Annotated in this window: 21 protein-coding genes and 1 tRNA gene; 3 read left to right on the forward strand and 19 right to left on the reverse strand. The window is 69.4% G+C overall.

Features of this window, described 5'->3' with window-relative positions; genetic code table 11:
- Nucleotides 1–73: 73 nt before the first annotated feature.
- The 8 genes from ltrA to pgsA form a co-directional block, all read right to left on the reverse strand.
- Nucleotides 74–1,327: a group II intron reverse transcriptase/maturase gene (ltrA, locus tag GFH49_RS36805; protein ID WP_230396118.1), complete on the reverse strand. Its 1,254-nt coding sequence runs from the start codon at nucleotides 1,325–1,327 to the stop codon at nucleotides 74–76.
- Between the two features lie 663 nt (nucleotides 1,328–1,990).
- Nucleotides 1,991–2,743: a YebC/PmpR family DNA-binding transcriptional regulator gene (locus GFH49_RS36810; protein ID WP_155060409.1), complete on the reverse strand. Its 753-nt coding sequence runs from the start codon at nucleotides 2,741–2,743 to the stop codon at nucleotides 1,991–1,993.
- Between the two features lie 76 nt (nucleotides 2,744–2,819).
- Nucleotides 2,820–3,425, reverse strand: coding sequence for a pyridoxal 5'-phosphate synthase glutaminase subunit PdxT (gene pdxT, locus GFH49_RS36815; protein ID WP_155060410.1), 606 nt, complete (start codon nucleotides 3,423–3,425; stop codon nucleotides 2,820–2,822).
- Nucleotides 3,425–4,339, reverse strand: coding sequence for a pyridoxal 5'-phosphate synthase lyase subunit PdxS (gene pdxS / locus GFH49_RS36820; protein WP_155060411.1), 915 nt, complete (start codon nucleotides 4,337–4,339; stop codon nucleotides 3,425–3,427). The genes pdxT and pdxS overlap by 1 nt, the downstream gene beginning before the upstream one ends.
- Nucleotides 4,340–4,453: 114 nt before the next feature.
- Nucleotides 4,454–5,005: a LemA family protein gene (locus tag GFH49_RS36825; RefSeq protein WP_196218254.1), complete on the reverse strand. Its 552-nt coding sequence runs from the start codon at nucleotides 5,003–5,005 to the stop codon at nucleotides 4,454–4,456.
- Nucleotides 5,006–5,072: 67 nt separating this feature from the next.
- On the reverse strand, nucleotides 5,073–6,236 hold the full coding sequence (locus tag GFH49_RS36830) for a glycosyltransferase family 4 protein (protein WP_155060413.1): 1,164 nt from the start codon (nucleotides 6,234–6,236) through the stop codon (nucleotides 5,073–5,075).
- The gene (locus GFH49_RS36835) at nucleotides 6,233–7,150 is read right to left on the reverse strand and encodes a phosphatidylinositol mannoside acyltransferase (RefSeq protein WP_155060414.1); all 918 of its coding nucleotides are present in this window, start codon (nucleotides 7,148–7,150) and stop codon (nucleotides 6,233–6,235) included. Before GFH49_RS36835 ends, GFH49_RS36830 begins: the two co-directional genes overlap by 4 nt.
- The gene (pgsA, locus tag GFH49_RS36840; protein ID WP_155060415.1) at nucleotides 7,147–7,824 is read right to left on the reverse strand and encodes a phosphatidylinositol phosphate synthase; all 678 of its coding nucleotides are present in this window, start codon (nucleotides 7,822–7,824) and stop codon (nucleotides 7,147–7,149) included. Before pgsA ends, GFH49_RS36835 begins: the two co-directional genes overlap by 4 nt.
- Nucleotides 7,825–8,103: 279 nt before the next feature.
- On the opposite strand from pgsA, the gene GFH49_RS36845 reads away from it, so the two are divergent.
- Complete coding sequence (locus GFH49_RS36845) at nucleotides 8,104–10,302, forward strand: elongation factor G-like protein EF-G2 (protein WP_155060416.1); 2,199 nt, start codon at nucleotides 8,104–8,106, stop codon at nucleotides 10,300–10,302.
- 220 nt (nucleotides 10,303–10,522) lie between these two features.
- Nucleotides 10,523–12,184, forward strand: coding sequence for an AbeC-like domain-containing protein (locus GFH49_RS36850; protein WP_155060417.1), 1,662 nt, complete (start codon nucleotides 10,523–10,525; stop codon nucleotides 12,182–12,184).
- A gap of 33 nt (nucleotides 12,185–12,217) precedes the next feature.
- Here GFH49_RS36850 and GFH49_RS36855 read toward each other — a convergent pair whose 3' ends face one another.
- The 4 genes from GFH49_RS36855 to GFH49_RS36870 all read right to left on the reverse strand — a co-directional run bounded on the left by GFH49_RS36855 (nucleotide 12,218) and on the right by GFH49_RS36870 (nucleotide 17,325).
- Entirely contained in the window at nucleotides 12,218–12,778 is a 561-nt protein-coding gene (locus tag GFH49_RS36855; RefSeq protein WP_155060418.1) for an HIT family protein, read from the reverse strand.
- A gap of 653 nt (nucleotides 12,779–13,431) precedes the next feature.
- Entirely contained in the window at nucleotides 13,432–15,408 is a 1,977-nt protein-coding gene (gene thrS / locus GFH49_RS36860) for a threonine--tRNA ligase (protein ID WP_155060419.1), read from the reverse strand.
- A 91-nt stretch (nucleotides 15,409–15,499) separates the two neighbouring features.
- On the reverse strand, nucleotides 15,500–16,762 hold the full coding sequence (locus GFH49_RS36865; protein WP_155060420.1) for a hypothetical protein: 1,263 nt from the start codon (nucleotides 16,760–16,762) through the stop codon (nucleotides 15,500–15,502).
- On the reverse strand, nucleotides 16,759–17,325 hold the full coding sequence (locus GFH49_RS36870) for a DUF4365 domain-containing protein (protein WP_155060421.1): 567 nt from the start codon (nucleotides 17,323–17,325) through the stop codon (nucleotides 16,759–16,761). The genes GFH49_RS36865 and GFH49_RS36870 overlap by 4 nt, the downstream gene beginning before the upstream one ends.
- Before the next feature lie 169 nt (nucleotides 17,326–17,494).
- Here GFH49_RS36870 and GFH49_RS36875 point away from each other — a divergent pair, with 169 nt between their 5' ends.
- Nucleotides 17,495–18,220 (forward strand): 3'-5' exonuclease, encoded by a 726-nt coding sequence (locus GFH49_RS36875; protein ID WP_155060422.1) that lies wholly within the window; start codon nucleotides 17,495–17,497, stop codon nucleotides 18,218–18,220.
- A gap of 56 nt (nucleotides 18,221–18,276) precedes the next feature.
- Here GFH49_RS36875 and GFH49_RS36880 read toward each other — a convergent pair.
- The 7 genes from GFH49_RS36880 to GFH49_RS36910 all read right to left on the reverse strand — a co-directional run bounded on the left by GFH49_RS36880 (nucleotide 18,277) and on the right by GFH49_RS36910 (nucleotide 25,580).
- Nucleotides 18,277–18,348: transfer RNA gene (locus tag GFH49_RS36880), tRNA-Val, on the reverse strand.
- Between the two features lie 39 nt (nucleotides 18,349–18,387).
- Nucleotides 18,388–18,834 (reverse strand): SRPBCC family protein, encoded by a 447-nt coding sequence (locus GFH49_RS36885; RefSeq protein WP_155060423.1) that lies wholly within the window; start codon nucleotides 18,832–18,834, stop codon nucleotides 18,388–18,390.
- A 126-nt stretch (nucleotides 18,835–18,960) separates the two neighbouring features.
- The gene (locus tag GFH49_RS36890) at nucleotides 18,961–21,693 is read right to left on the reverse strand and encodes an exo-rhamnogalacturonan lyase family protein (RefSeq protein WP_155060424.1); all 2,733 of its coding nucleotides are present in this window, start codon (nucleotides 21,691–21,693) and stop codon (nucleotides 18,961–18,963) included.
- 105 nt (nucleotides 21,694–21,798) lie between these two features.
- Nucleotides 21,799–22,389 carry a hypothetical protein gene (locus GFH49_RS36895; RefSeq protein ID WP_155060425.1) on the reverse strand — a complete coding sequence of 197 codons (591 nt, stop codon included), beginning with the start codon at nucleotides 22,387–22,389 and terminating at the stop codon, nucleotides 21,799–21,801.
- Nucleotides 22,390–22,399: 10 nt separating this feature from the next.
- Nucleotides 22,400–23,293 carry a carbohydrate ABC transporter permease gene (locus tag GFH49_RS36900; RefSeq protein WP_155060426.1) on the reverse strand — a complete coding sequence of 298 codons (894 nt, stop codon included), beginning with the start codon at nucleotides 23,291–23,293 and terminating at the stop codon, nucleotides 22,400–22,402.
- Nucleotides 23,293–24,291 (reverse strand): carbohydrate ABC transporter permease, encoded by a 999-nt coding sequence (locus GFH49_RS36905; RefSeq protein WP_196218255.1) that lies wholly within the window; start codon nucleotides 24,289–24,291, stop codon nucleotides 23,293–23,295. The genes GFH49_RS36900 and GFH49_RS36905 overlap by 1 nt, the downstream gene beginning before the upstream one ends.
- On the reverse strand, nucleotides 24,291–25,580 hold the full coding sequence (locus GFH49_RS36910; RefSeq protein WP_155060427.1) for an ABC transporter substrate-binding protein: 1,290 nt from the start codon (nucleotides 25,578–25,580) through the stop codon (nucleotides 24,291–24,293). The genes GFH49_RS36905 and GFH49_RS36910 overlap by 1 nt, the downstream gene beginning before the upstream one ends.
- Nucleotides 25,581–25,855 lie beyond the last annotated feature (275 nt).

The following is a 25,855-nucleotide window of genomic DNA, read 5'->3' on the forward strand; positions in this document are numbered from 1 at the left end:
AATCGGGTAGGAGGGCCGGGTCGCCCGGCCCTCCTCCCACACCACCGGACATGCGGGTCACGCATCCGGCGGTTCACCAAGCTGATCTCAACCGTTGCCAGGTCGGCTTGAGCGTCTTCAGGCCGAGGTCGTCCCAGTAGGAGTTGGGCAGTGCCCGCGCGAGGACGGGGGAGCCCGCGATCCGCCAGTAGCCCTTGCTGCTGTTCCCCCACTCACGGGAGAACTGCTCGTTGAACCCGAGCTTGCGCAGCATGGCCCGGCGGGCCCGGGGGATCTTCCATTCCTTCCAACGGATCTGCCGCATCCTGCGGTGCAGCCACTTGTCCAGCTCGCGGAACAGATGCGCACCGTCCGCGAGCCGGAAGTAGCCCATCCAGCCAACGATGAAGCGGTTGATCTTCGCGATACGTTCGTTCATCGCGATGCTCCACCGGCGCGAGGTCAGCTCCCGCAGCCGCATCTTCAGACGGACGACCGCCTTCGGATCGACGCGGATCCCAACCTTCCCACGCCGGGCAAAATAGAAGCCGAACCCCAGCATCGTCATGACAGAAGCTGGGACCACCTTCGACTTGTCCCGGTTGACCTTCAGTTTCAACCGCTGCTCGACCACGGCCGTGACCGAGGCGAGCACCCGGCAAGCGGCTCGCTTGCTCCGCACGAAGACACGAACGTCGTCTGCGTAACGCACGAACCGGTGACCGCGCTTGAACAACTCCCGGTCCAGGTCGTCGAGCATGATGTTCGACAAGACCGGCGACAGCGGGGAACCCTGGGGGGTCCCCTCCGCGCTCGGCATCCTGATGCCGCCCACCATGATCCCGGCGTCCAGATACCTGCGGATCAGCTTCAAGACCCTGCGGTCATCGACCTTGCGCGCCACCCGCGCCATCAGGACGTCATGCTGAACCCGGTCGAAGAACCGGTCCAGATCAAGGTCCACGACCCAGCGGTGTCCGTCCTCGATGGCCCGCCGCGCGACACGGACCGCCTGATGGGCGGACCGGCCGGGACGGAACCCGAAGGACGACCCCGAAAACTGCGGGTCGAAGATGGGCACGAGCACTTGCGCGATGGCCTGCTGGATCAAGCGGTCCAGCACCCGCGGCACCCCCAGCATCCGCTCACCGCCGCCAGGCTTGGGGATGATCACCTGACGGACCGGCGCCGGCCGGTAGATGCCCGCGTCGAGTTCGGCCCTCACTTCGGGCCAGTGCACCGCGATCCACGGCCTCAGCTCAGCCGTGGTCATGCCGTCCACCCCGGGAGCACCCCGGTTGACTTCAACGCGGTTGAGCGCCGCGAGCAGGTTCTCCTTCGAGAGCATCAACTCCCACAGCGAAGACTCCCGCTCCCGGTGAACGCCCTCCGTGGAGTGCGCCGACCGGCCACTACGCTCCGCCAGGACACTTCCGGAATGCACCGGTCCCTTCCCGGTCGGCACCGCCGAAGCGGACTTACTGCGGTCCACGTGACCAGCACGAGCAACCACCACATCACCCGTTCCACTCGATGTTCGGCCCTTCCCAGCCCGCCACGCACCGGCAGCCATCCCGGCTGGTACTACGACCTCTGCTGACTTCTGCCCGGTCAGCCCGCGCCTCCCGGCACGGACCGTCGGCGCGGCGACAACTTCAGCACAACCGACACCCGGACAGATCTCCCCAGGTAAGAACGATCACTGTCCCTGGATCCCCGCCGCGTTTACGCACTGGCCCTCTTGGCAGTGACGGGCATCGCCTTCTCGTGCAGGCTCACCCGACCAGTACGCCTCATACGCGATTCGCGTTCCTCGGTACCCAGGTCTCGCCTCGGGCTTCCTCCAGACCCCACCTCACGATGACGCCCTTGCCTCCGGCTCGGGGTTAGCACCACCTCTTCCCCCAGGGGACTTCCACCCCCAAGCAATCGCCCATGCTGGGCACACACGACGGCGGGCCGGTGGGACGTGTCCCACCGGCCCGCCGAAACCGCTCAGTCCGCGGCGGCGTTACGCGTCGACCTTCTCCATGACCTCGTCGCTGACGTCGAAGTTGGCGAAGACGTTCTGGACGTCGTCGCTGTCCTCCAGGGCGTCGATCAGTTTGAAGATCTTCTTGGCGCCGTCCTCGTCCAGCTCGACCTGCATGGTCGGGACGAAGTTGGCCTCCGCGGAGTCGTAGTCGATGCCGGCGACCTGGAGGGCGGTGCGGACCGCGACCAGGTCGGTGGCCTCGCTGAGCACCTCGAAGGAGTCGCCGAGGTCGTTGACGTCCTCGGCGCCCGCGTCCAGGACGGCACCCAGGACGTCGTCCTCGGTCAGCTCGCCCCTGGGGACGATCACGACGCCCTTGCGGTTGAAGAGGTACGACACGGAGCCCGGGTCGGCCATGTTGCCGCCGTTGCGGGTCATGGCGACGCGGACCTCGGAGGCTGCGCGGTTGCGGTTGTCGGTGAGGCACTCGATGAGCACCGCGACACCGTTCGGGCCGTAGCCCTCGTACATGATCGTCTCGTAGTCGGCGCCACCGGCCTCCAGGCCGGCGCCGCGCTTGACCGCGGAGTCGATGTTCTTGTTCGGGACCGACGACTTCTTCGCCTTCTGGATGGCGTCGTACAGCGTCGGGTTGCCGTCGGGGTCGGCGCCACCGGTACGGGCCGCGACCTCGATGTTCTTGATCAGCTTCGCGAAGAGCTTGCCGCGCTTGGCGTCGATCACGGCCTTCTTGTGCTTCGTCGTGGCCCATTTAGAGTGGCCGGACATCTGCCTGTCTCCTTCGCGTAACCCATCTCCGAACGAACTCCCCCGGACCTTGAGGCTTCGGGGGGACCCCCAGATCCTACAAGGACTCCGCTGCCCGGTCGGCGCGCACCATGTCGACGAACAGGCTGTGCACGCGGTGGTCGCCGGTCAGTTCCGGGTGGAACGACGTGGCCAGCGCGTTGCCCTGGCGGACCGCGACGATATGGCCGTCGTGCTCGGCGAGCACCTCTGCCCCGGCGCCGACGGACTCCACCCAGGGGGCGCGGATGAAGACGCCCTCCACAGGTTCGCCCGCGATGCCCTTCACGTCGAGCGCGGCTTCGAACGACTCGTTCTGACGTCCGAAGGCGTTGCGGCGCACGATCATGTCGATGCCGCCGATCGTCTCCTGGCCCGAGCGCGGGTCGAGGATCTTGTCGGCGAGCATGATCATGCCCGCACAGGTGCCGTAGACGGGCATGCCGTCTCGCACGCGCGCGCGGAGGAGGTCCATCACGCCGAAGAGCACGGCGAGCTTGGAGATGGTGGTGGACTCGCCGCCGGGGATGACCAGGCCGTCGATCCCGGCGAGTTCTTCGGGGCGCCGTACCGGCCTGGCCACGGCGTCGGCCGCGGCCAGGGCGACGAGGTGCTCCCGTACGTCACCCTGGAGCGCGAGCACTCCGACCACGGGAGAGGTCATCACCAGCCCCGGTTCGCGTAGCGCTCGGCCTCGGGGAGGGTGTCGCAGTTGATGCCGACCATGGCCTCGCCGAGGTTGCGGGAGGCGTCCGCGATGATCTTGGGGTCGTCGTAGAAGGTGGTCGCCTTCACGATGGCGGCGGCGCGCTTGGCCGGGTCGCCGGACTTGAAGATGCCGGAGCCGACGAAGACGCCCTCGGCGCCGAGCTGGCGCATCAGCGCGGCGTCGGCCGGGGTGGCGACACCGCCGGCGGAGAACAGCACGACCGGCAGCTTGCCCAGCTCGGCGACCTCCTTGACCAGCTCGTACGGGGCGCGCAGCTCCTTGGCGGCGGCGTACAGCTCGTGGTTGTCGTAGCCCCGCAGGCGGGCGATCTCGTTCTTGATCTGGCGCAGGTGACGGACGGCCTCGACGACGTTTCCGGTGCCGGCCTCGCCCTTGGAGCGGATCATGGCCGCGCCCTCGGCGATGCGGCGCAGGGCCTCGCCGAGGTTGGTGGCGCCGCAGACGAAGGGAGTGGTGAAGGCCCACTTGTCGGAGTGGTTGACCTCGTCGGCCGGGGTGAGGACCTCGGACTCGTCGATGTAGTCCACGCCGAGGGACTGCAGGACCTGGGCCTCGACGAAGTGGCCGATGCGGGACTTGGCCATGACCGGGATGGAGACGGCCTCGATGATGCCCTCGATCATGTCCGGGTCGGACATACGGGCCACGCCGCCGTCCTTGCGGATGTCGGCCGGGACCCGCTCCAGCGCCATGACGGCCACCGCGCCGGCGTCCTCAGCGATCTTCGCCTGCTCCGGCGTGACGACGTCCATGATCACGCCGCCCTTGAGCTGCTCGGCCATGCCGCGCTTCACGCGTGCGGTGCCGGTCTCAGGGGTCTGGGCGGAGTTGGGAAGCGTGCTGGACACAGGTGACCTCACTCGGTGAAAAAGGGTTTCTGCGAACACCGAGGAAACGCGAGGGGACCAGGCCACAGCAAGGGCCAATGAGGAGCCGGTGGATCGTTTTCCGGGCGGGAGCGGCTACGCGGCCCGCTCCACCAGGGCCGCCGGGGGTTCGTCGTCCATCTCGAAGGCCATCGGGAACGGCGCGTGACCGGCCAGCCGGAACCAGCGCACCTTGCGGTGCGCCCGCAGCCTCCGGGCCGCTCCCACGGCGTCGTTGTGGAAACGGCGGGCCATCGGCACCCGGCGTACCGCCTCGGTGAGTTCGTGCGTGGCCGCCTCTCCCCCGGGCGCGTCCCGTACCGCCTCCACCTGCTGCGCCTCGGCGAACACGGCCCTGAGAGCCTGGCTCAACTCGCTCTCGGACACCTCCCGTTGCTCCTCCTCGGCCTGCCGCGCGGCGTGCGCGGCTTCGTACAGGACGATCGAGGCGGCCGGATCGAGCACGCCGGAGGTCGCCAGTTCCTGGGCCACCGAGGCGCGGCGCAGCAGCTGGGCGTCGAGCGCGGCGCGGGTCGCGTCGATCCGGGCGTGCAGCCGGTCGAGCCGGCCCGCGGTCCAGCTCAGGTAGAGGCCGATCACCACGAGGGCGACGAGGATCCAGATGAGGGTTGCGGTCACAGGCGGCAAGGGTAGCGGGGAGCCGCGGATCGGCTGTGCCCAGGCGTGCCCGACCGGAAGGACCACGCGCGCGAGGTCAGTCCCGCGCCAGCCCCAGCCGCGCCCGCAGCCCCGGCGTCCGCTCGTCGGCCGCCACCGCCGTCGTCCCGTCCGTCACCGTCTCGTAGACCGACAGGATGTCCGCGCCGACCGTCGACCAGTCGAACCTCCGGACGTGGGCGCTGCCGCGCGCCCGCAGCTCGGCCCGGCGCCCGGGGTCCTCAAGGAGGCGTACGGCGGCCTCGGCGAGGGCGTCCGCGTCCTCGTTGGCGAACAGCTCGCCCGCGGCGCCCTGGTGGAGTACCTGCGCGAAGGCGTCCAGATCCGAGGCGAGCACCGGGGCTCCCGCCGACATGGCCTCGACCAGGATGATCCCGAAGCTCTCGCCGCCGGTGTTGGGAGCGACGTACAGGTCGACGCTGCGCAGCAGACGGGCCTTGTCCTCGTCGCTGACCATGCCGAGGAACTCGACCCGGGAACGCATTTCCTGGGGCAGCTTCTCCACGGCCTCCTCCTCGTCGCCGCGCCCCGCGACCAGCAGCCGGGTCTGCGGACGGGCGGCGAGGATCTTCGGCAGCGCCTTGATCAGCACGGGCAGGCCCTTGCGGGGCTCGTCGATGCGCCCTATGAAGCCGATGGTGTCGTGCTGCCACTCGGGCCTGGGCTCGGCCTTGGCGAAGAAGTCGACGTCCACGCCGTTCGGGATCACCACCGCGTCGCCGCCGAGGTGTTCCACGAGGGTGCGGCGGGCGTACTCGCTCACGGCGATCCGCGCGCTGATCTTCTCCAGTGCCGCCTGGAGGATGGCGTACGCGGCGACCATCGCCCGGGAGCGCGGGTTGGACGTGTGGAAGGTGGCGACGATCGGGCCCTGCGCCGCCCAGCAGGTGAGCAGGCCGAGCGAGGGCGAGGACGGCTCGTGGATGTGGACCACGTCGAAGGCGCCGTCGTGCAGCCAGCGCCGTACCCGCGCGGCCGAGATGAAGCCGAAGTTCAGCCGGGCCACCGAGCCGTTGTACGGCACCGGGACCGCGCGGCCGGCCGAGACGACGTACGGCGGGAGCGGGGTGTCGTCGTCGGCGGGCGCGAGGACGGACACCTCGTGGCCGAGGCGGATGAAGTATTCGGCGAGATCGCGGATGTGGAACTGGACGCCGCCCGGCACGTCCCAGGAGTACGGGCAGACGATGCCGATCCTCACGGCCGCTCCCCGTCGGACGGTCGGGGGTCCAGGTCGGCGAGCCACAGCCGCTGCAACATGTGCCAGTCCTCCGGATGGTCGGCGATCCCGCCGGCGAAGGCATCGGCCAACGCCTGTGTCATGACAGACGTCTTCTCGGCCTTCGTACCTGCCTCGGGTACCTCGATCGGAGGGTGTACGCGGCCCTGCATGACGGGCGAGTCGTCGTACCACAGTGTCACCGGCAGCAGGCGCGCGCCTGTCTGCTGGGCGAGCAGGGCGGGTCCGGCGGGCATCCGGGCCGTGTCACCGAAGAACTCGACCTCGACGCCGGAGGCGGACAGGTCACGGTCGGCGACCAGGCAGACCAGGCCGCCGCCGCGCAGCCGCCGGGCCAGCGTGCCGAAGGCGGAGCCGCCGTTGTGCGGCAGGACCTCCATGCCGAGGCCCTCGCGGTAGGCGACGAACCGGTCGTACAGCGTCTCCGGCTTCAGGCGCTCGGCGACCGTGGTGAAGGGCGTTTCGAGCTTGGTGGTGACCCAGGCGCCGGCCAGGTCCCAGTTGCCCAGGTGGGGCAGGGCCAGGATGACGCCGCGGCCGGCGGCGAGGCCGTCCGTCAGGTGGTGGACGTCCTTGGGGTCGAAGCCGGTCCTTATGCGCTCGGGGCTCCACGCCGGCAGCCGGAAGGACTCCATCCAGTAGCGCAGGTACGAGCGCATGCCCGCGCGCGAGAGCTCGGCGAGGCGCTGTGGGCTCGCGTCGGGCACCACGCGCGCGTAGTTGCTCTCCAGCCGCCGTACGGCCTTGCCGCGCCGCTTCCAGGCGGCGTCGGCGATCGTGTTCCCCAGGCGTACGGCGACCGGCTCGGGAAGTTTCTTGACCGTGCCCCAGCCGATCCCGTACAGCGCGTCCGTCAGCCGCTCCTGGGCGCTCACTTCGCCGCCTCACTCCCTTGGGAGGCATTCTCCCGCGCGGCCGCCTCGTCCGCCTCGGCCGACTCCCGGCGGACCGTGACGACGCGCTGGACCAGCGTGACGAGGCTGCCGACGGCGACCACCCACAGGGCGATCGGCAGCAGGTACTGGATACCGGGCACGCCGAAGTCGTGCAGGCCCGCGAGACCGGCGGCGACGAGGGAGATCACCAGCCGCTCGGCACGCTCGACCAGCCCGTTGACCGCGACCGGCAGGCCGATCGACTCGCCGCGGGCCTTGGTGTACGACACCACCTGGCCGCTGGCCAGGCAGAAGATCGCGACGGCGCACAGGACGAGGTCGTCGCCGCCACCCGCGTACCAGAGGATGAAGCCGCCGAAGATCGCGCCGTCGGCGACCCGGTCGAGGGTGGAGTCCAGGAAGGCGCCCCAGCGGCTGGAGCGGCCGAGCTGGCGGGCCATGTTGCCGTCGACGAGGTCGGAGAACACGAACAGCGTGATCACGACCGTGCCCCAGAAGAACTCGCCCATGGGGTAGAAGACCAGCGCACCCGCGACCACTCCGGCGGTGCCGAGGAGGGTCACCGTGTCGGGGCTGACCCCGCGGCGGATGAGAAACGCGGCGAACGGTGTGAGGACACGCGTGAAGAATGCACGCGCGTACTTGTTCAGCATGGCCTTCCCGAGGGTCTCGGTGTCGCCGGGCGCCCCTGCTGGCCACCGGCTGGCCCATCGTAGCCACGCGCGCGTGTCGGCGACGCCCGGGCTGCCACAGCCGTGGGAGCGGCCCGGCGGTCCGCACGGACGGCGGGCGGCCGGATCAGGTCCGCCGTATGGACGCACCGTGACGAGAGTGGAAAGCTCGAAGGACCGCGGGCGTCGCCGGAGCCGCCACCGCACGCGGAGCCGCGTGTCCGCGCCACAGTGACCTCACCGTGCACGGGAGGCAAGGCCATGGGCGACAAGGCGAACGCACACCCCGGAGCCGCCGGCAGGGCAACAGCGGCCGACCACCCCGCGTCCGTACGGAATGTGGTGCTGGTCGGCCACAGCGGATCGGGCAAGACCACATTGGTGGAAGCCCTCGCACTCACGGCGGGAGCAGTGAACCGGGCGGGCCGGGTGGAGGACGGCGGCACCGTTTCCGACTACGACGAGATCGAGCACCGGCAGCAGCGTTCGGTGCAGCTCTCCCTGGTGCCCGTCGAATGGGACGGCATCAAGGTCAACATCCTCGACACCCCCGGATACGCCGACTTCGTCGGAGAGCTGAGGGCCGGTCTGCGAGCGGCGGACGCGGCCCTTTTCGTCGTCTCGGCGTCGGACGGGGTGGACGGCTCGACCCGCATGGTGTGGGAGGAGTGCGCGGCCGTCGGCATGCCCCGCGCGATCGTCGTCACGCACCTGGAGGCCGCGCGCGCCGACTACGAGGAGATGACGCGGATCTGCGCGGAGGCGTTCGGCGGGGACGACCCCGACGCCGTACTGCCGCTGTATCTGCCGCTGCACGGTCCCGAGGGGCCCGACGGGCACGCGCCCGTGACCGGGCTGATCGGGCTGCTGTCGCAGAAGCTGTTCGACTACTCGACCGGCGAGCGCAAGGAGTCGGACCCGGATCCGGAGCGGCTGCCGCTGATCGAGGAGGCCCGCAACCGGCTGATCGAGGGGATCATCTCGGAGAGCGAGGACGAGACCCTCATGGACCGGTATCTCGGCGGCGAGAGCATCGACGTCAAAACGCTGATCGAGGACCTGGAGCGGGCCGTCGCGCGCGGGGTCTTCTTCCCCGTCCTGGCCGCCGCCCCCGCGGCCGACGGCGGCCGGCAGGGCCTCGGCACGGTCGAGCTGCTGGAACTGGTCACCGGCGGCTTCCCGACCCCCCTGGAGCGCGAGGCGCCCCGGATCACCACGGTCGACGGCAAGCCGCGTGAGGTGAAACTCTGCGATCCGGACGGACCGCTGGTCGCGGAGGTGGTGAAGACGGCGTCCGACCCGTACGTCGGCCGGGTCTCCCTGGTGCGCGTCTTCTCCGGCACCCTGCATCCCGACGAGACCGTGCATGTCTCCGGACACGGACTCGCCGACCGTGGCCACGAGGACCACGACGTCGACGAGAGGATCGGCGCCCTGTCCGCGCCGTTCGGCAAGCAGCAGCGCACGCTGACCCACTGCATCGCCGGGGACCTGGCCTCCGTGGCGAAGCTGAGCCGCGCGGAGACCGGCGACACGCTCTCGGCCAAGGACGACCCGCTCCTGATGGAGCCCTGGCAGATGCCGGACCCGCTGCTGCCGCTGGCCATCCAGGCACACAGCAAGGCCGACGAGGACAAGCTCTCCCAGGGCCTTTCCCGGCTGGTCGCCGAGGACCCGACGATGCGGCTCGAACAGAACCAGGACACCCACCAGGTCGTGCTGTGGTGCCTGGGCGAGGCGCACGCGGATGTCGCGCTGGAGCGGCTGCGCAGCCGGTACGGCGTCCAGGTCGACGTGATCCCGCACAAGGTCTCCCTACGGGAGACGTTCGCCGACAAATCCGCCGGGCGCGGCCGGCATGTGAAGCAGTCCGGCGGGCACGGTCAGTACGCGATCTGCGAGATCGAGGTGGAGCCGCTGCCCGGTGGCTCGGGCATCGAGTTCGTGGACAAGGTGGTCGGCGGTGCGGTCCCGCGGCAGTTCATCCCGTCGGTCGAGAAGGGCGTGAGGGCCCAGGCCGCCAAGGGAGTTGCGGCCGGATACCCGCTCATCGACATCCGGGTGACGCTCCTCGACGGCAAGGCGCACTCCGTGGACTCCTCCGACGCCGCGTTCCAGACCGCGGGCGCGCTGGCGCTGCGGGAGGCCTCGGCCGACGCGAGGATCCATCTGCTGGAGCCGGTGGCCGAGGTGACCGTCCTGGTCGGCGACGACTACGTGGGGGCCGTGATGAGCGACCTGTCGGGGCGGCGCGGCCGGGTGCTGGGCACCGAGCAGACGACCGGCGCGCGGACCCTCGTACGGGCCGAGGTGCCGGAGATCGAGATCGGCCGGTACGCCGTCGACCTGCGGTCCCTGTCGCACGGCACAGCACGCTTCAACCGTTCGTACGCGCGGCACGAGCCGATGCCGCCGCAGATCGCCGAAAGGGTCCGTGAAGAGGCGCGCGACGCCTCGTAGTTGGCGCCGGGCGCAACCCTGGTCCCCGTGAACGCGACACAAATGAGCCTGAACGGCCGGAGCGCGCCGGAGGCCAACAAGCCTGAAAAAGGGTGCCTTCGGCCCTCCGCCGACAGATGTCGGTGCCTGCGGATACTCTGAAGACCTGATCAACAGGTGTGCAGGGCAAGGAAGTCGGGAAGGCCGCAGAAGCAAGAGTGGCGGCGATCGGGGGGCGGGAATGACCGTTGACAGCGGTTACGCGGACATCTTCGGGCCGCAGGTGCCGCGCACGGGCGACGGGGACCAGACGGCGACGTTCGCGCTGGCCTCGGCGGCCTACCGGGACAATCTGGTCGCGGACATCAAGAAGGCCGACAACGACTGGCACCAGACCACCGTCAATGAAGGCCGCAAGTGGGCGAAGATCTTCCGGCCCAACCTGGGTGAGGCCTTCTCCCGGGCCGTGGTGGACCGCATGCTGGGCCCCGGCCGCAAGCCCCTCATCCAGTCCTTCGGCAGCGAACCGCAGGTCGTCGTCGAGCACTGCCTGGCCGCGAACAACATCCGCAAGGACCGCGACCGGCTGCTGAGCCTCGTCATGGTGCTGTGCGGCGTGCTGTTCCTGCCCGGGCTCTTCGTCTGGCTGCTGATCTTCACGCTCCGGACCATCATCGCCAGGCGGGACGACAAACAGGCCGGCACGTTCGCGACCGTGCTGCTCGTCGCGGCGGGCGCCCTCGCTGTGATCTTCCTCATCCGCACGCCGTTCTCCGGCTTCTGGCTCTGGTATGCGCGGGCCTGTGTCGTCATGCCGGTGGTCGGCTGGTTCTGGGCCAAGCAGATCTGCGAGCGCACGGCGAAGGACCTGCGGGGGCGGTGGGACAGCCTGCTGGCCGGCAGCAGCGTGGGCGCGAAGGTGCCGGAAGCGGTGCCGAGCAGCCCCGGCGAGACCGCGGCCGAGCAGCTGCGCCAGTCCCTGGCCAAGCTCAGCGCCGAGCAGCAGTCCAACTCCGTGTTCTACGCCGGGCCCAAGGGCATACTCGGCATGGGCACACGCTGGGGCTCCTGGCAGCTCGCGGAGGATCTGGTCCCGGCCGACGCGGACCGGGAGATCCACCCGTTCCGCAGCTGGGACGTCGTCCGGTCCATCCACGACCAGCTGCGCATGCTGGAGCGGAACACGCTGAACACGGGCGGCTTCCCGAAGGCTTCCGTACGCCACTGGATCGTGACGCCGATCGCGGAGAACGCCAAGGCGGTGTCCCGGCCCGAAGGCACCGATGTGGAAGCGTTCCAGATCAAGTCGCACGCGATACAGGACATCTGCAACAAGCAGCAGTTCGGCAGCGGTGACCGGCACTACCTGGGCGTCCAGTGGGTGCTCTGGGACGGACAGCTGGTCATCACCATGCTGATCACGGTGACGGTGCTGCACCAGACGCTGCGCATCGAGGTCACCGGCCATGCCCTCGGCCCGGTGAACGGGCTCTTCCATCAAAAGCCCGAGGCGCCGACCAAGGAGGTCGCCAAGTCGCTCAAGCCCTGGGAGACCCGCAAGGTGAAGCTCCCCCTGGTCAACAGCGACGAGGTGGTACGGCTGGCGGTGCGGGCCCCGATCTCCTGGTACCCGCCCCTGCTGAACTGGCTCGGCGGCACCATCGCCCTGCCCGAGCCCTTCGGCCTGCGGCACGCGTGGGCGGATCAGCCCTGGCGCCACCGCTTCATGGCCGACGACGCGCTACGCGCCGCCACACCGGTGCTGCGGGTGGTGCACTCGGCGGCGATCAAGGTGCTGAAGGAGAACGGCGTGGACACGGACAAGTTCGGCAACAGGTCGGCGTTCCTCAGCACGGCCGTACAGGATCCGACGCCCAGGAAGGCAGACGTCTACGACGCTTAGCGGCGGCCGGAGGCCGAGGGCCGGCAACCGGGCTCAAGCCGCGGGCCAGGCCTCCGCCAGCATCTTGCGGGTGTCCGCGAGGAGCTGGGGCAGCACGCGCGTGTGGCCGACGACCGGCATGAAGTTCGTGTCGCCGCCCCAGCGCGGGACGATGTGCTGGTGCAGATGGGCGGCGATACCCGCGCCGGCCACGGAACCCTGGTTCATGCCGATGTTGAAGCCGTGCGCGCCGGAGGCGGTCCGCAGCGCCGTCATCGCCTGCTTGGTCAGCGCGGCCAGCTCGACGGTCTCCGGCTCGGTGAGGTCCGTGTAGTCGGCGACATGGCGGTAGGGCACGACCATCAGGTGCCCGCCGTTGTACGGGTACAGGTTGAGCACGCCGTAGACCTGCTCGCCGCGCCTGACGATCAGACCGTCCTCGTCGGACTTGGCCGGGATGGAGCAGAAAGGGCAGCCGTCCTCGGCACCCGGGCCGGTCGGCTTGCCCTCGCCCTGGATGTAGGCCATCCGGTGGGGCGTCCACAGACGCTGGAAGGCGTCCTGCGTCCCCACTCCCAACTGCTGCTCCGGCTCACTCGTCATGCAAGGAAGCATATGGCTTCGCCCGTTCGCGGCGTGTCGGCGGGGTTGCACGACCAGCGATTCGTCGGACGAAGCTGATCCGTGGATGCCGACCGTCCGCACACTCGCTGGGAGCGGCGCACCGAGGTACCACTCGCGATCGCGTCGCCGGTCTGTCTCACCTCGTACGCGATCCGCGTCCTCGCCCCTGACATACCGGACGTGCCATGCCGGACGATGGCGGACGCTCCGCCTCACCGCGACGCCGGCCGCCTGGGCGGTGTTCGCCGTCGCCTACGGGGTGCGTCGGCGGCTGAGCGGGCAGCGGCTGCGTTTCGTACGGACACACTGGCTGGACACCGTGGTCCGGACACTGCCGCTGCTGCGGCCGCCGCGCTTCGTCAAGGCGTACGACCGTGTAAGGCGTACGAGCGTGTGCAGCGCCGGCCCGGCCGACCGCGGCTCGCGCTGCACGCGCGCGTGGTCGTCTACGCCGGACTGTCGACGGCGCTGCTCGGGTTCGCCGGTTCCCCGGCCGTCCACCAGCAGGAGCCTGCGGCGCCGGACGCGACGACGCGGACCTACGCGGATGCATCTCCTCGTGGCTGCTTCAGGCGTTCTCGCGGGAGGACGACGAGAGGCCCCCGGGGAACACCCCGGGGGCCTGACCCCGCGTTGGCGGGGAATTACACCTGGGTCCGGCGCTCCACCACATCAACGAGCTTCGCCAGCGCCTCGTCACGCGGGATGCCGTTTTCCTGAGAACCGTCGCGGTAGCGGAACGAAACTGTGTCGGCGTTCATGTCGTCGTCGCCGACGATGATCATGAACGGCACCTTCTGCTTCTGCGCCGTCCTGATCTTCTTCTGCATGCGGTCCGACGAGGCGTCGACCTCAACTCGCAGGCCCTGCTTCTTCGCCTCAGCAGCGAACTTCTGCAGGTACTCCACATGCGCGTCCCCCACCGGGATGCCCACCGCCTGCACTGGCGCCAGCCACGCCGGGAACGCGCCCGCGTAGTGCTCCAGCAACACCGCGAAGAATCGCTCGATCGAGCCGAACAACGCGCGGTGGATCATGACCGGACGCTGCTTGGAGCCGTCCGGGCCGGTGTACTCCAGGTCGAAGCGCTCGGGCAGGTTGAAGTCGAGCTGGATGGTCGACATCTGCCAGGTGCGGCCGATGGCGTCCTTCGTCTGCACGGAGATCTTCGGCCCGTAGAAGGCGGCGCCGCCCGGGTCCGGGACCAGCGGCAGGCCCTGCTTCTCGGCGACCTGGCGGAGGGTCTCGGTGGCCTCCTGCCACGCCTCGTCCGAGCCGACGAACTTGGTCTCGTCCTTGGTGGACAGCTCCAGGTAGAAGTCGGTCAGGCCGTAGTCGCGCAGCAGGCCGAGGACAAAGGTGAGCGTCTTGTCGAGCTCCTCCGACATCTGCTCCCGCGTGCAGTAGATGTGCGCGTCGTCCTGGGTGAAGCCACGGGCACGGGTGAGGCCGTGCACGACTCCGGACTTCTCGTACCGGTACACCGTGCCGAATTCGAACAACCTCAAAGGCAGTTCACGGTAGGAGCGGCCGCGCGCGTCAAAGATCAGGTTGTGCATGGGGCAGTTCATGGGCTTGAGGTAGTAGTCCACGCCCTCGTCGAGCTGCATGGGCGGGTACATGCCCTCGGCGTACCAGTCGAGGTGGCCCGACGTCTCGAAGAGCTTCCCCTTGGTCGCGTGCGGGGTGTAGACGAACTCGTAGCCCTCTTCCTCGTGGCGGCGGCGCGAGTAGTCCTCCATGACTCGGCGGACGATGCCGCCCTTGGGGTGGAAGACGGCGAGGCCGGAGCCGATCTGCTCGGGGATCGAGAACAGGTCCAGCTCGTTGCCGAGCTTGCGGTGGTCACGCTTCTCCGCCTCGGCGAGGAAGTCGAGGTGCGCCTTCAGCTCGTCCTTGGTGGGCCAGGCGGTGCCGTAGATGCGCTGGAGCATCGGGTTCTTCTCGCTGCCGCGCCAGTAGGCGGCCGCGTTGCGCATCAGCTTGAACGCCGGGATGTTCCGGGTGGTCGGCAGGTGCGGGCCCCGGCAGAGATCCTTCCAGCACAGGTCGCCGGTCTTGGCGTCCAGGTTGTCGTAGATCGTCAGCTCGCCCGCGCCGACCTCGACGTCCGCGCCGTCGTCCGCGGAGGCCGAGCCCTTGAGGCCGATCAGCTCCAGCTTGTACGGCTCCGACGCCAGCTCGGTACGGGCCGCGTCGTCGGTGACGACCCGGCGCGAGAAACGCTGGCCGCGCTTCTGGATCTCCTGCATCTTCTTCTCGATGGCCTTGAGATCCTCGGGCGTGAACGGCTTCTCGACGTCGAAGTCGTAGTAGAAGCCGTCCTTGACCGGCGGGCCGATGCCCAGCTTGGCCTCGGGGAACAGCTCCTGCACGGCCTGGGCCATGACATGCGCGGTGGAGTGGCGCAGGATGTTCAGGCCGTCCTCGGAGGAGATCTCGACGCCCTCGACCGCTTCCCCGTCGGAGAGCACATACGACAGGTCCCTGAGCGCGCCGCCCACGCGCGCGGCGATGATCGAGCGCTCACCGGCGAAGAGCTCGGCGGCCGTAGTGCCCGTCGTCACCGTGCGCTCTTCCCGCTCGGAATCGCGTTGGATGATCACACGGACGTCTGACACCGGTCTCTCCTGACTGAAGGCGGGTGCGGGCGCCGTACCTGGAGCGCGCGCAATACCGGATCGTACCGACCCGGGGCGTCCCACCGCGAAATCAGTCCCCGAAATCGACGTCCAGGCCGGCCTCGTGATCGTCGCCTCCGCGGGCCTCCTCGAAGAAGGCCCCGTCTTCAGGGTGCTCCTGGAGCGACTTGATCAGCCGGTCCCGCTCGGCGTCGTCCACCCGCACCGGTACGACGCCGAAGGCGCCGGTGAGCCGCCGGAAGCCGCCTCGGCTCTCCAGGCGGCCGTGCACGCGCACCGGCAGCCCGACGAGATGGGCGTGCCCGGCGATGCGGTACCCCTCCTCGTCCAGGGTCAGCCGGAGGTGCGGGACCTCGGCGCCCGCGATCACCCGCAGCCGTACGGCGCCCTCGCCGCGCGGCCCCGACCGGCGCATCCGGGTCACCGTCCCGGTGACCCGCACCGGCATGGACGGTTCCTCGCGCAGATAGCGGGCCCCGGCCTCACGCAGCGCCGGCAGGTCGCCGGGCGAGAACTCGACGGCCTCGGCGCGTGCGGCGCAGCCGTCGGGGACCCCGGCGCCGGGCGCCCACTCGACGGCGATGCGGGCGCCCTCGGTGCCGCGGACCAGGGCGACGAGGGCCTCGGTCAGTTCACGGCTGACGCCTGCCTCGATGGCTCCGTCGAAGGCGTCCATGCCGCCGGTGGCCCGTTTGTAGTCGACGGCCTCGCGGGCGGCGTACAGGGCCTGGTGCAGGCGCACGGCGAGGGTGCGGCCGGTGTCGACGGGCACGAACGCGGTCAGCTGACGGCCACCGGGGGCGGCGCCGACGAGGACGTCGTCCAGGGACGCGGCGGCGGGGCGGCGGTGCCGGGCGCCGTGGTAGCCGGCACGCGCGCGTGTGGCGAGAGCGCCCGCCAGGAGCATCTGGCGGGCGGCGGTGCGCAGTTGTTCCTCGACCGTCCATGGCGCGGCGCCGGCCGGTCCGGTCGGTACATCGCGCCACCAGCGGATCTCGTCGCTGGGCACGGTGAGGCCGACCAGGACCTCGCGCGCGGAGGGCGAGCCGCTGCGGGACAGCGCGACGAGGGCCTCGCCGAGCAGGTCGTCGCTGTCGGGGAAGGCACGGTTCTCCGGCACGAGCAGGCTCGTGCCGGAGCCGCCGGGACCCGGTGGGGTCCAGCGGCCGTACCGGCCGGCGGCTCCGCCGCGGCGCTGCCAGCCATGGCGGCGCAGCAGGGCGCCGAGCACGGCGGGGTCGACCTCACCGGGCTCGGGCGGCCGGTTCCACTGGGCGTCCACGGGATGCGGCCGCCCTGGCCGTACCGGCTCCTGAAGCGGACGGTGTGTCATGGCCTGCCTCCCGTCCCGACGCGCGTCATGATCTCGCACAGCGCCCGGTCGTCGAAGATGCGTGAGGTCGGAATCCGCACGGTGCTCCGGCGCCGACCGGTGATGGCGTGGCCGGCCAGGTTGACCCAGTAGCAGCAGTGCCTGAGGTCGAGCCGGTCGTGGCTGGCGCGCAGCCAGTCGTCCTGGGACCGCGGGACGAGCATCACGACCAGGATCTTGTGCACGGACACCGGGGTGCGGGCGAGCTTCGCCAGGTGGTCGTTGTCGAGTGTGAAGGAGAAGAAGCGCCCAGGGGGGCTCGGCGGGATCTGGTACGTCGCCTTGAGCTGCACCTTGATGGTCACCTCGTCGTCGACGGTGTGCCCGGCGGCGCTGTGGCTGACGTGCCAGTCGATGCCGTTGTCCGGAAAGGGCTGGGACAGCGAGCAGCCCGCCGCGGCCGCGACGGCATGGAGATAGCCCACCTGCAGTGTCTCCATGCAGGCGGTGGTGGCGAGTGAACCGCGATGGGGGCCCGTCCGAGCGGGCAGCAGCCCGCCCCGTTCGGGCTGCGCTATCGCCATGGCCAACAGCCTTCCCAGCAAGTGAATCCCCGCGAACGAGCCCGCTGAACTGCAAAGACCCGCACTCCTGTTGTGTCCGGCCCGCGTACGCCGCAAACAGCCCGGGTATCACCAAACAGGCAGAAGACGGAACGTCAGCTGCCGTGGGTGAACGAGGAGTTGTGTAGGTATGACGTGCTGGTACGAGGGTCCTTTGGCCGCGTTCGACACGGAGACCACGGGCGTGGACGTCGAGACCGACCGGATCGTGTCGGCCGCCGTCGTCGTCCAGGACGCCCCCGGCACCCGGCCGCGGGTGAGCCGATGGCTGGTCAACCCGGGTGTGCCGGTGCCCGAAGAGGCGACGGCGGTGCACGGCCTGACGGAGGAGCATCTGCAGCGCAACGGCCGCTGGCCTGCGCCGGTGATGCATGAGATAGCCAGTGAACTGGCCGAGCAGGCGGCCGCGGGCCGTCCGCTCGTGGTGATGAACGCACCTTTCGATCTGACCATCCTGGACCGCGAGTTGCGGCGCCATCGGGCCTCGTCCCTGGACCACTGGTTCGAGACGTCGCCGTTGCTGGTGCTCGACCCACGCGTCCTCGACAAGCATCTCGACCGCTACCGCAAGGGCCGCCGCACGCTCACCGACCTGTGCGCGCACTACGGCGTCGTCCTGGACGGCGCGCACGACGCCGCGGCGGACGCCGCGGCCGCGCTCGATGTCGTACGGGCGGTGGGGCGCCGTTTCGCCGCCCGGCTGGAGCGTCTCTCCGCCGCCGAACTGCACACCCTGCAGGCCGTGTGGCACGCGGCACAGGCGCGCGGCCTGCAGGCGTGGTTCGCCCGCAGCGGCACCGAGGAGGCGGTGGACCCTGCGTGGCCCCTGCGTCCGGATCTGCCGGCGGCCGCGTGAACGGACCACGAGCACACAAAAAAGCCGGTCCGCTGCGGCGGACCGGCCTTTCCCGGTGGGCGATACTGGGTTCGAACCAGTGACCTCTTCGGTGTGAACGAAGCGCTCTCCCACTGAGCTAATCGCCCGGGAACGGAGAGAACAATACAGGTCCCGGCGGGCTCCCATCAAACTGCTTCCAAGTAAGCGGCCAGCCCCCGCCGTCCGGCCCGCATCATCAGCCGGTGGTTGGCGCGGAAGACGGGCCGCCCCAGCACCGCGAGACGCCTGAGCAGCGGCCTACGCAGATCGACGACCTGTTCGTAGCGCGCGAGCGTGCCCGCACCGTGCGCCTGGACCGTCCAGCGCGCCCAGCCGTCCAGGTCACCGGACATCTCGATCTCCAGCACCCCGGCCGCACGGTCGCGCACCACCTCACGCGCGGTGAACGTCAGCTCGTACGGCAACACGGAGCGCACCCTGACGACGCCGCGGGCGTCGTCGATCGCGTCGACCTGCCGGACCTGCGGCCACCAGTCGGGGTAGTCCTCGGCCCGCTCCAGCACGGCGTACACCCTGTCGGGCGGCGCGCGCAGGAGCCACACACTGCGGAAGCGGTAGCGAAACCAGTCCATACTCCGAGTCTGCCCTGCTCACGGGTGCGTGGACGGCACATCTGATCCTGGATGCGACACGCACCCCACAGGAGCGTGGGGAACCGCGCGACCAGCCACCGCTGACCCGCAGTTCCCCACAGACCGTCACGGCATCCGGTCCCCGAGCAGCGCGAGGTTCTCGATCGCGGCAAGCCCGTACAGCGCGGTGTCGTTCGTCGACACCCAACTCGCCTCGCTTCCCGCCACCAGCGTGACCGGCCCGCTCAACTCCTCCGTCTTCCAGGGGTCCGACTCGAAGTAGCCGTCGGAGTTGTAGAACTTCTCCCACGCGCGCGTGGCCAGCTTTTCGTCCCCCGTCTGCACGGCGGCGTAGGCGTCGAGGCGCGAGTGGCCCTGGAAGAGCAGCAGGGAACCGAAGTTGGAGCCATAGCGCGCCGCCTGCTCGGCCTTCGTGGCGTTGAAGTAGCGGCAGTACTCGAAGTACGTCTCGTTGAACTCCGGCATGTCGACCAGGTCGATGAGTTCGGCGCACAGCTCGTTGAGGCCGAAGACGGCGGCGAGGTGGGAGACGCTGACCCTGGCTTCCGACGGGATGGCGAACCTGCCGGTGTCGAGGTCGTACAGCCCACTGCCCTGGACGAACCCGTTGGGCTGCGCGGCGATCGTCTCCATCGTGGACAGCACGCGCGCGCGTGCCTTCTCCCACTTGGGGCCCTTGCGCTCCCACTCGGTCAGCCACGCCGACACGAGCCCGCTCCAGTCCGTGCCGAACCCGATCGACAGCGCGTTCCGGTCGGGGGTGTACGGCTCGGTGCGGATCTTGCGGATGGGGTCGAGGACGAGGAACGTCTCGTCGGAGTCGACATTGGCGTGCATGAGGTCGCCGACCCGCTCGTCGGCGGTGAGGAAGTAGTAGTAGCGCCGGTACGTGGTGTTGGCGATGCGCTGCTGCTTGGCGCTGTCGGCGTAGTGCTGCACGCCGTGCCGGGTGCCGAGGCCCGCCCATTCGCCCAGGTGGTAGACGTCGACCTCGCCGGTGTGCCGGGTCATCGCCTCGGCGAAGCGGAAGATGTCCGCGCGGCCGGAGCGGAGGTAGGCGTACCAGAGCCACAGGTCGGGCGACAGCTCGGAGTTGTCCCAGGCGTAGCCGCCGACGTCGTACCGCCACTGGTGCCTGACCCTGTCGTACGAGTGCATGATGTCGCCGTAGTCCCAGAAGCCGTACCAGCGGCGCATCTCCACCTGGTCCTTGTAGTAGGTGAAGAGGAAGTCGAGGTGGTCCTCGATCTTGGCCTTGGCCGGCGTCGAACGGTCCGGCTCGGAAAACAGCCCCGGCCCGAAGACCTGGGCCTTGATGAGCTGCTTGGGCTCCGCGGCGAGCTGCGGCAACACCCGTACGGCCTCGACCTGTCGGGCCATGGCGTCGGGTGCCGGCGTCGAGTCGTTGGCCCAGAAGAGGAGTTCGGAGGTGCGGGCGATGCCGTACGGGGTGCCGAACTCGGGCTCGTAGTCCTCATACGTGATGTTGAGGGCTTCCAGCTGCTCGGCGTAGGTGTCCTGGCCCATGCCGTCGTGGTAGAAGCGCAGGTCCATCGGCTGCGCCTCGGGCGACCAGAGCCACATGGTGACCTCGGCCTCGTCGGTGTGGGCGTCGCGGATGTCGAGCTGGGCCGGGAACTTCTCCCAGAAGTCCCGCAGCCCGAAGGAGAGTCCGCCGCTGACGCCACCGACGTACCCGAAGCCGGACGCGCGCCTGCCACCGCCCGCGCCGATCCAGCCGTAGCCCTTCTTCGTCCGCTTGCGCAGCGTGAAACCGTCGGCGGAGAGCTGGGAGAGCGTGTAGTCGCCCCACTCGGGGATGTACTGCAGCCGGGTCGTCACCCGCTGGTCCCAGGTCGAGGGGTCGGGCAGCTTCTCCCCCGCGAACTGCGCCGCCTGCACGGCCGCGCCCGGATCCCGGCGCAGCCCGGTGATGCCCTTGACGGCCTCGCGCAGCAGCCCGGTGCCCTCGCCGCCGATGCGGATGTGGCGGTCGTACGACTCGTCCCGCATCGGCACGGAGAAGCGCACGCCGATGCCGCGGATGAAGTCGCCGCTTGCCTTGCCGGGTTCCTGGGTGCCGTCGTAGGTGATGGTGTGCACCATGCGGAAGGAGTCGGCCCCGGCGTAGAAGTACAGGCGGATGGAGAACGGCAGCCAACTGCGGCGGCCCTTGCGGTGCTTGCCGTCGATGCGGACGACCGCGCGGACCGGGCCGTCCTGCTCGACGGTGACCTCGCCGATCGCGCCCTCGAACCGCTCGTACTTCACCGTGCCCTGGTCGCCGTCCTCGATCTCCGGCTGGCGGAGCAGCACGAGCCGGCCGTTGCGCGCGATCTCCGTCGATCCCCGGGTGACCGACTTGACCAGGGTGGCGCCGGACTTGCCGATCTTCGCGGTGATGACTCCGGTCGATATGTCGATGGTGCCGCCGCTCCTGTCGACGGTGACCTTGTGCTCGGGGGCGGCACCTTCACCGGCGGTGAGGGTGAGCTTGCCGTTGCCCGAACTCACCGCGTGCGCGGACCACTTGAGGGAGCCGTCCGGCCAGTAGGCGATCGGCCAGGACTGCATGGGCACGGCCTTGCCGTCGGCGTCCGTCAGCGCGAAGGTCTGGTCCGCCTGGTACGCGCCCTTCGGCCAGGGAACGCCGACCGTGGAGCCGGGTGCGGCGCCGAGGCCGCCGTCCTCCAGCCAGTCCAGGGTCACCGGGTCCGCGTCGGCGGCCTCGGCTCTGGGGGCCGCCGCCGCGTTCGTACCGAGCGCCCAGCTGAACTGGGCGGCGGCTCCGGCGACGGCGGCAGCTTTGAGGAGGGACCTGCGAGGGATGGGAGACATGGGCTTTTCCACCTTTCCTTTCCGTGCGAGTGCAGGGTGGTCAGGGGCATGACAGAGAGAGGTACGACGCCCAGGGGCGCCGACCTGGTGCGAGGGCACCGTCCGTCAGCGGTGCCGGTACCGCTCCTCCACGGCGATGGCCGCCGCCGCGACGGCCCCCAGCACGGGGACCGCCAGCGGCGCGATGAACCAGGCGGACAGGGCGACCAACGCCAGTCCGGCGATGAGCAGGAAGGATCCGGCCGGGTCGAGGACGGTCCGGCGTCCGGCCTCGGCGAGCAGCTCACGCCAGCGGGCACCCGGCGTCCAGACCGCCGCCGCACGCAGCCCCGCGACCGCGAGCCCGATCAGCGCGACCACCCCGACGGCCCCCACCAGCGGCCCCCCGGGAATTCCGGCGCGCACGGCCTGGACGTCCACCCAGACCGCGGCCGCCGCGAGCCACCCGGCGAGTCCGACGGCCCACCCGCGCCGCACCGCCGCCCGGAAGTCGGCGACGAACTCCCGCCAGCCGCCGCCCTCGTGTGCGGTGTGGCGCCGCAGATGCCGGGCACCGGCGGCGAAGGCGGCGGGGTAGGTGACCACGCCGAGTGAGGCGACCGTGATCCATACACCGGTGAGGAGACACTCGGCGAAGACGGCGAACCGCTCCGCGAACACCGACTCCTTGCGCGGCTTCACGCGTACCTGGGCCATCGTGAGCGCCTCAGCCCTTCAGTCCGGACGTCGCCATACCGTCGATCAGATAGCGCTGGAAGGCCAGGAAGAAGGCGAGCACCGGCAGCAGGGCGATGAGCGTCATCGCGATCATGCCGCCGTAGTTGGCCACGCCCTCCTGGTCCACGAACATCTTCAGGCCGAGCGAGACCGTGTACCTGTCGGGCTCGTTCAGATAGATCAGCGGCCCCATGAAGTCGTTCCAGGAGTTGATGAAGGTGAAGATCGCGCTGGTGATCAGGGCGGGGCGGCACAGCGGAAGCACGATCGACCAGTAGATGCGCAGGTGCCCGCAGCCGTCGAGACGGGCCGCCTCGTCCAGCTCCTTGGGCAGGTTGCGCATGAACTGCACCATCAGGAAGACGAAGAACGCCTCCGTGGCCAGGTACTTCCCCAGCAGCAGCGGGGTGTAGGTGTTGATCATGTCCAGGTTGCGGAACAGCACGTACTGCGGGATCAGCAGCACGTGGTACGGCAACAGGAGGGTGCCGATCATCAGCGTGAACAGCAGATTGCGGCCCGCGAAGCGGATCCTCGCGAAGGCGTACGCCGTCAGCGAGCAGGACAGCAGGATGCCGATCACCGAACCGACCGCGAGGAACAGCGAATTGGTGAAAAACGTCGTGATCGAGATGTCCGCGATGCCGTCGGAGAGACTGGTGTAGTTCTCGGTGATCGGATCGGTCGGGAAGAGATCCAGACTGCCGATGATGTCCTCGCTCCTCTTGAACGAGGCGCCGATGACCCAGATCACCGGATAGAGGATCACCGCGAGGATCAGGAGGGAGCCCACGTGCCAGGCGACGGAGCCCGGCAGCTTGCGGCGCAGCGCCCCCGCCCTCGTGGAGCGGGCCGGCGTGATGTCGGTGGCCTGTGCGCTCATCAGGCGCCCTCCTCGTAGTGCACCCAGTGCTTCTGGGACCAGAACAGCACCGCCGTCACCAGAGCGACCGCGACGAGCAGCATCCAGGCCATGGCGGAGGCCAGGCCCATCCGGCTGTTCTCGAAGCCCTGGACGTAGAGGTAACAGGTGTAAACCATCGAACCGTCCGCCGGACCGCAGGCGTTGCCTCCGGCGCCGCCGCCGACGATGTACGCGGAGCTGAAGATCTGGAAGGAGTGGATCGTCTCCAGCAGGACGTTGAAGAAGAGGACCGGGGAAATCATCGGCAGCGTGATGTTCCAGAACCGCCGCAGCTTGCCCGCGCCGTCGACCTCGGCCGCCTCGTACAGCTCCCGCGGGACCTGCTTGAGACCGGCCAGGAAGATGACCATGGGGGCGCCGAACTGCCAGACCGTGAGCGCCACCAGGCTGTAGATGATCAGCTCCGGGTCACCGGTCCAGCCGCCGACCTCGATGCCGAAGAACTGCTGCGTACGGTCGACGATCGCGTCGTCCGAGAAGATCGCCCGCCACACGATCGCGATGGAGACGCTCGCCCCGATCAGCGACGGCGCGTAGAAGGCGGCCCGGTAGAAGGCCTGTCCGCGCCGGTTCTGCGCGAGCAGCAGCGCCACACCGAGGGCGGCGAGCAGCTTGAGCGGCGTGCCTACGGCGACGTACCACATCGTCACCTGCACCGAGTGGCGCCAGCGGGGGTCGCCGAACATCTCGGAGAAGTTGTCGAAGCCGATCCACTGGGGTGAGTCGAACAGGTTGTAGTCGGTGAACGCGAAGTAGAGCGAGGCGATCATCGGGCCCGCGGTGAGCAGCAGGAACCCGGCGATCCAGGGGGACATGAAGAGATAGCCGGCCAGGTTCTCCTGGCGCCGCCGCCGCTTGAGGGCGGCGGGGCGCACGGGCTTCACCGGACCGTGCCGCGGCTCGGAGTCCTTGGACAGGCCCTCCATCGCAGGGGCGTGTGTCACTGGGGTTCCCATCAGGCGACGAGAGCCGTCTCCGACTCGTTGAAGAACTGCTTGACGGCGTCGTCCACGGAGCGGCTGCCCAGGCCGACCTCCTCGCCGATGCGCAGGAACGCGGCCTCGCAGATGTCGGCGCCGTTCGGGTGCGGGGTGATCGGCTCCAGGACGCCCGCCTCGACGAGCGACTCCTCGTAGGCGGCGATCGCCTTGTTGACCTCGTCGGTCGGCTTGAACGCGTCGTACTGGGCCTGCGTCGCGGGCACCCCACGGTCGTAGCCCATGATCTTGGCGACCTCGGGGTCGTGCACCATGAAGTCGATGAACTGGGCGACTTCCTTGGGGTGCTCGGTGCGCCTGGAGGCACTCAGCATCAGGGAGCCGAGGTACTGACCGGTCCTCTTGCCGTCCGTGGTCGGGATGGGCGCCAGGCCGTACTCGCTCGTGCCCTCGGAGGTGTAGCGGATGGTGAAGTTGTCCCAGGTGAACTCACCGCCGGAGAGTTCGCCGGTGACCGCCGACTTGGGTCTGATCTGGCCGATCTTCTTGACGTCGGCGTACAGGCCGTCCTCGACGGCCCTCTTGGCCTTCGTCCACCAGTCCGTCAGATCGGCCTCGGTGAAACCGAGTCCGTCCTCGGTGAAGAACGCCTTGCCGTTCTGGCGCAGGTAGAGGTCGTAGAGGTACATGACGTTGTACGGGCCGGTGTCACCGGCACGTCCCGTCCTGTCGCGGATCCTCTTCATCGCCGCGTCGAAGTCGTCCCACGTCCAGCCCTGTTCCGGCGTCACGCCGGCCCTGGTGTAGACGGGCTTGTCGATGACGAGGGCCATGGAGTTGGAGCCGACCGGAACTCCCAGGAGCTTTCCGTCGATCTCGCCGAACGTGTCCAGGCCGGCCCGGAAGCCGTCCATGGAGAGGTTGCCCGCGTCGACCTGCTCCTTGAGGTCGAGCAGCACGTTCTTGGAGTCGTATTTCCGCAGGAATGCAATCGCATTCTGGAAGACGTCCGGCGGATTTCCGCCGGAGGCCTGGGTGTTGAACTTCTTCCAGAAGTCCGTGTACGGCTGGAAGTCCGTTTTGACCTTGATTTTCGGATACTTCTTCTCGAAGAGCGCGATGGTTTCGTTGATGCGCTGGGCGCGGTCCTCGGCGCCCCACCATGCATAACGGATCGTCACCGTGCCATCGGAGGAGGTACCTCCGTCGCCACCGCACGCTGTCGTGGTGGCCAGCCCAAGCGTGGCCGCCGTCGCGCCGGCCGCCTTCAGGATCGTACGCCTCTCAAAATTCGTGCCGGTTCCCAAATCGGGCCCCTCCCCGCGGCGTCGTCGCCGCTTCGCATGAATCGTTTCAAGTAAGCGCTTGCTGGCACAAGGTACGAAGGGGTTGAGGGTGCGTCAATGATTCGCACAGGAATTTCTCGCAGCCGTGAGTGGCGAACAGGCGGCGTTCGGACGGGAGTTGACGCGGCGGGCTGGGCGACGGCGCAGGTGAGGGGCGTGCGGTCGGTCGGCCGAACGGAAGTGGCCTGTCGCACGGATGCGGCGGGCAACCGAACACCGCTCAGCGGGCGGAGTCG

The organism is Streptomyces blattellae, from assembly GCF_009709555.1.
GTDB lineage: Bacteria > Actinomycetota > Actinomycetes > Streptomycetales > Streptomycetaceae > Streptomyces > Streptomyces blattellae.

What these genes read in the sequence shown, in the direction of transcription:
- pdxT (WP_155060410.1), bottom strand. Translation starts at nt 3,425, where the DNA reads ATGACCTCTCCCGTGGTCGGAGTGCTCGCGCTCCAGGGTGACGTACGG.
- ltrA (WP_230396118.1), bottom strand. Translation starts at nt 1,327, where the DNA reads ATGCTCTCGAAGGAGAACCTGCTCGCGGCGCTCAACCGCGTTGAAGTC.
- GFH49_RS36890 (WP_155060424.1), bottom strand. Translation starts at nt 21,693, where the DNA reads ATGTCTCCCATCCCTCGCAGGTCCCTCCTCAAAGCTGCCGCCGTCGCC.
- GFH49_RS36895 (WP_155060425.1), bottom strand. Translation starts at nt 22,389, where the DNA reads ATGGCCCAGGTACGCGTGAAGCCGCGCAAGGAGTCGGTGTTCGCGGAG.
- GFH49_RS36850 (WP_155060417.1), top strand. Translation starts at nt 10,523, where the DNA reads ATGACCGTTGACAGCGGTTACGCGGACATCTTCGGGCCGCAGGTGCCG.
- GFH49_RS36885 (WP_155060423.1), bottom strand. Translation starts at nt 18,834, where the DNA reads ATGGACTGGTTTCGCTACCGCTTCCGCAGTGTGTGGCTCCTGCGCGCG.
- GFH49_RS36845 (WP_155060416.1), top strand. Translation starts at nt 8,104, where the DNA reads ATGGGCGACAAGGCGAACGCACACCCCGGAGCCGCCGGCAGGGCAACA.
- GFH49_RS36855 (WP_155060418.1), bottom strand. Translation starts at nt 12,778, where the DNA reads ATGCTTCCTTGCATGACGAGTGAGCCGGAGCAGCAGTTGGGAGTGGGG.
- GFH49_RS36870 (WP_155060421.1), bottom strand. Translation starts at nt 17,325, where the DNA reads ATGGCGATAGCGCAGCCCGAACGGGGCGGGCTGCTGCCCGCTCGGACG.
- GFH49_RS36865 (WP_155060420.1), bottom strand. Translation starts at nt 16,762, where the DNA reads ATGACACACCGTCCGCTTCAGGAGCCGGTACGGCCAGGGCGGCCGCAT.
- GFH49_RS36810 (WP_155060409.1), bottom strand. Translation starts at nt 2,743, where the DNA reads ATGTCCGGCCACTCTAAATGGGCCACGACGAAGCACAAGAAGGCCGTG.
- GFH49_RS36900 (WP_155060426.1), bottom strand. Translation starts at nt 23,293, where the DNA reads ATGAGCGCACAGGCCACCGACATCACGCCGGCCCGCTCCACGAGGGCG.
- pgsA (WP_155060415.1), bottom strand. Translation starts at nt 7,824, where the DNA reads ATGCTGAACAAGTACGCGCGTGCATTCTTCACGCGTGTCCTCACACCG.
- GFH49_RS36875 (WP_155060422.1), top strand. Translation starts at nt 17,495, where the DNA reads ATGACGTGCTGGTACGAGGGTCCTTTGGCCGCGTTCGACACGGAGACC.
- GFH49_RS36905 (WP_196218255.1), bottom strand. Translation starts at nt 24,291, where the DNA reads ATGGGAACCCCAGTGACACACGCCCCTGCGATGGAGGGCCTGTCCAAG.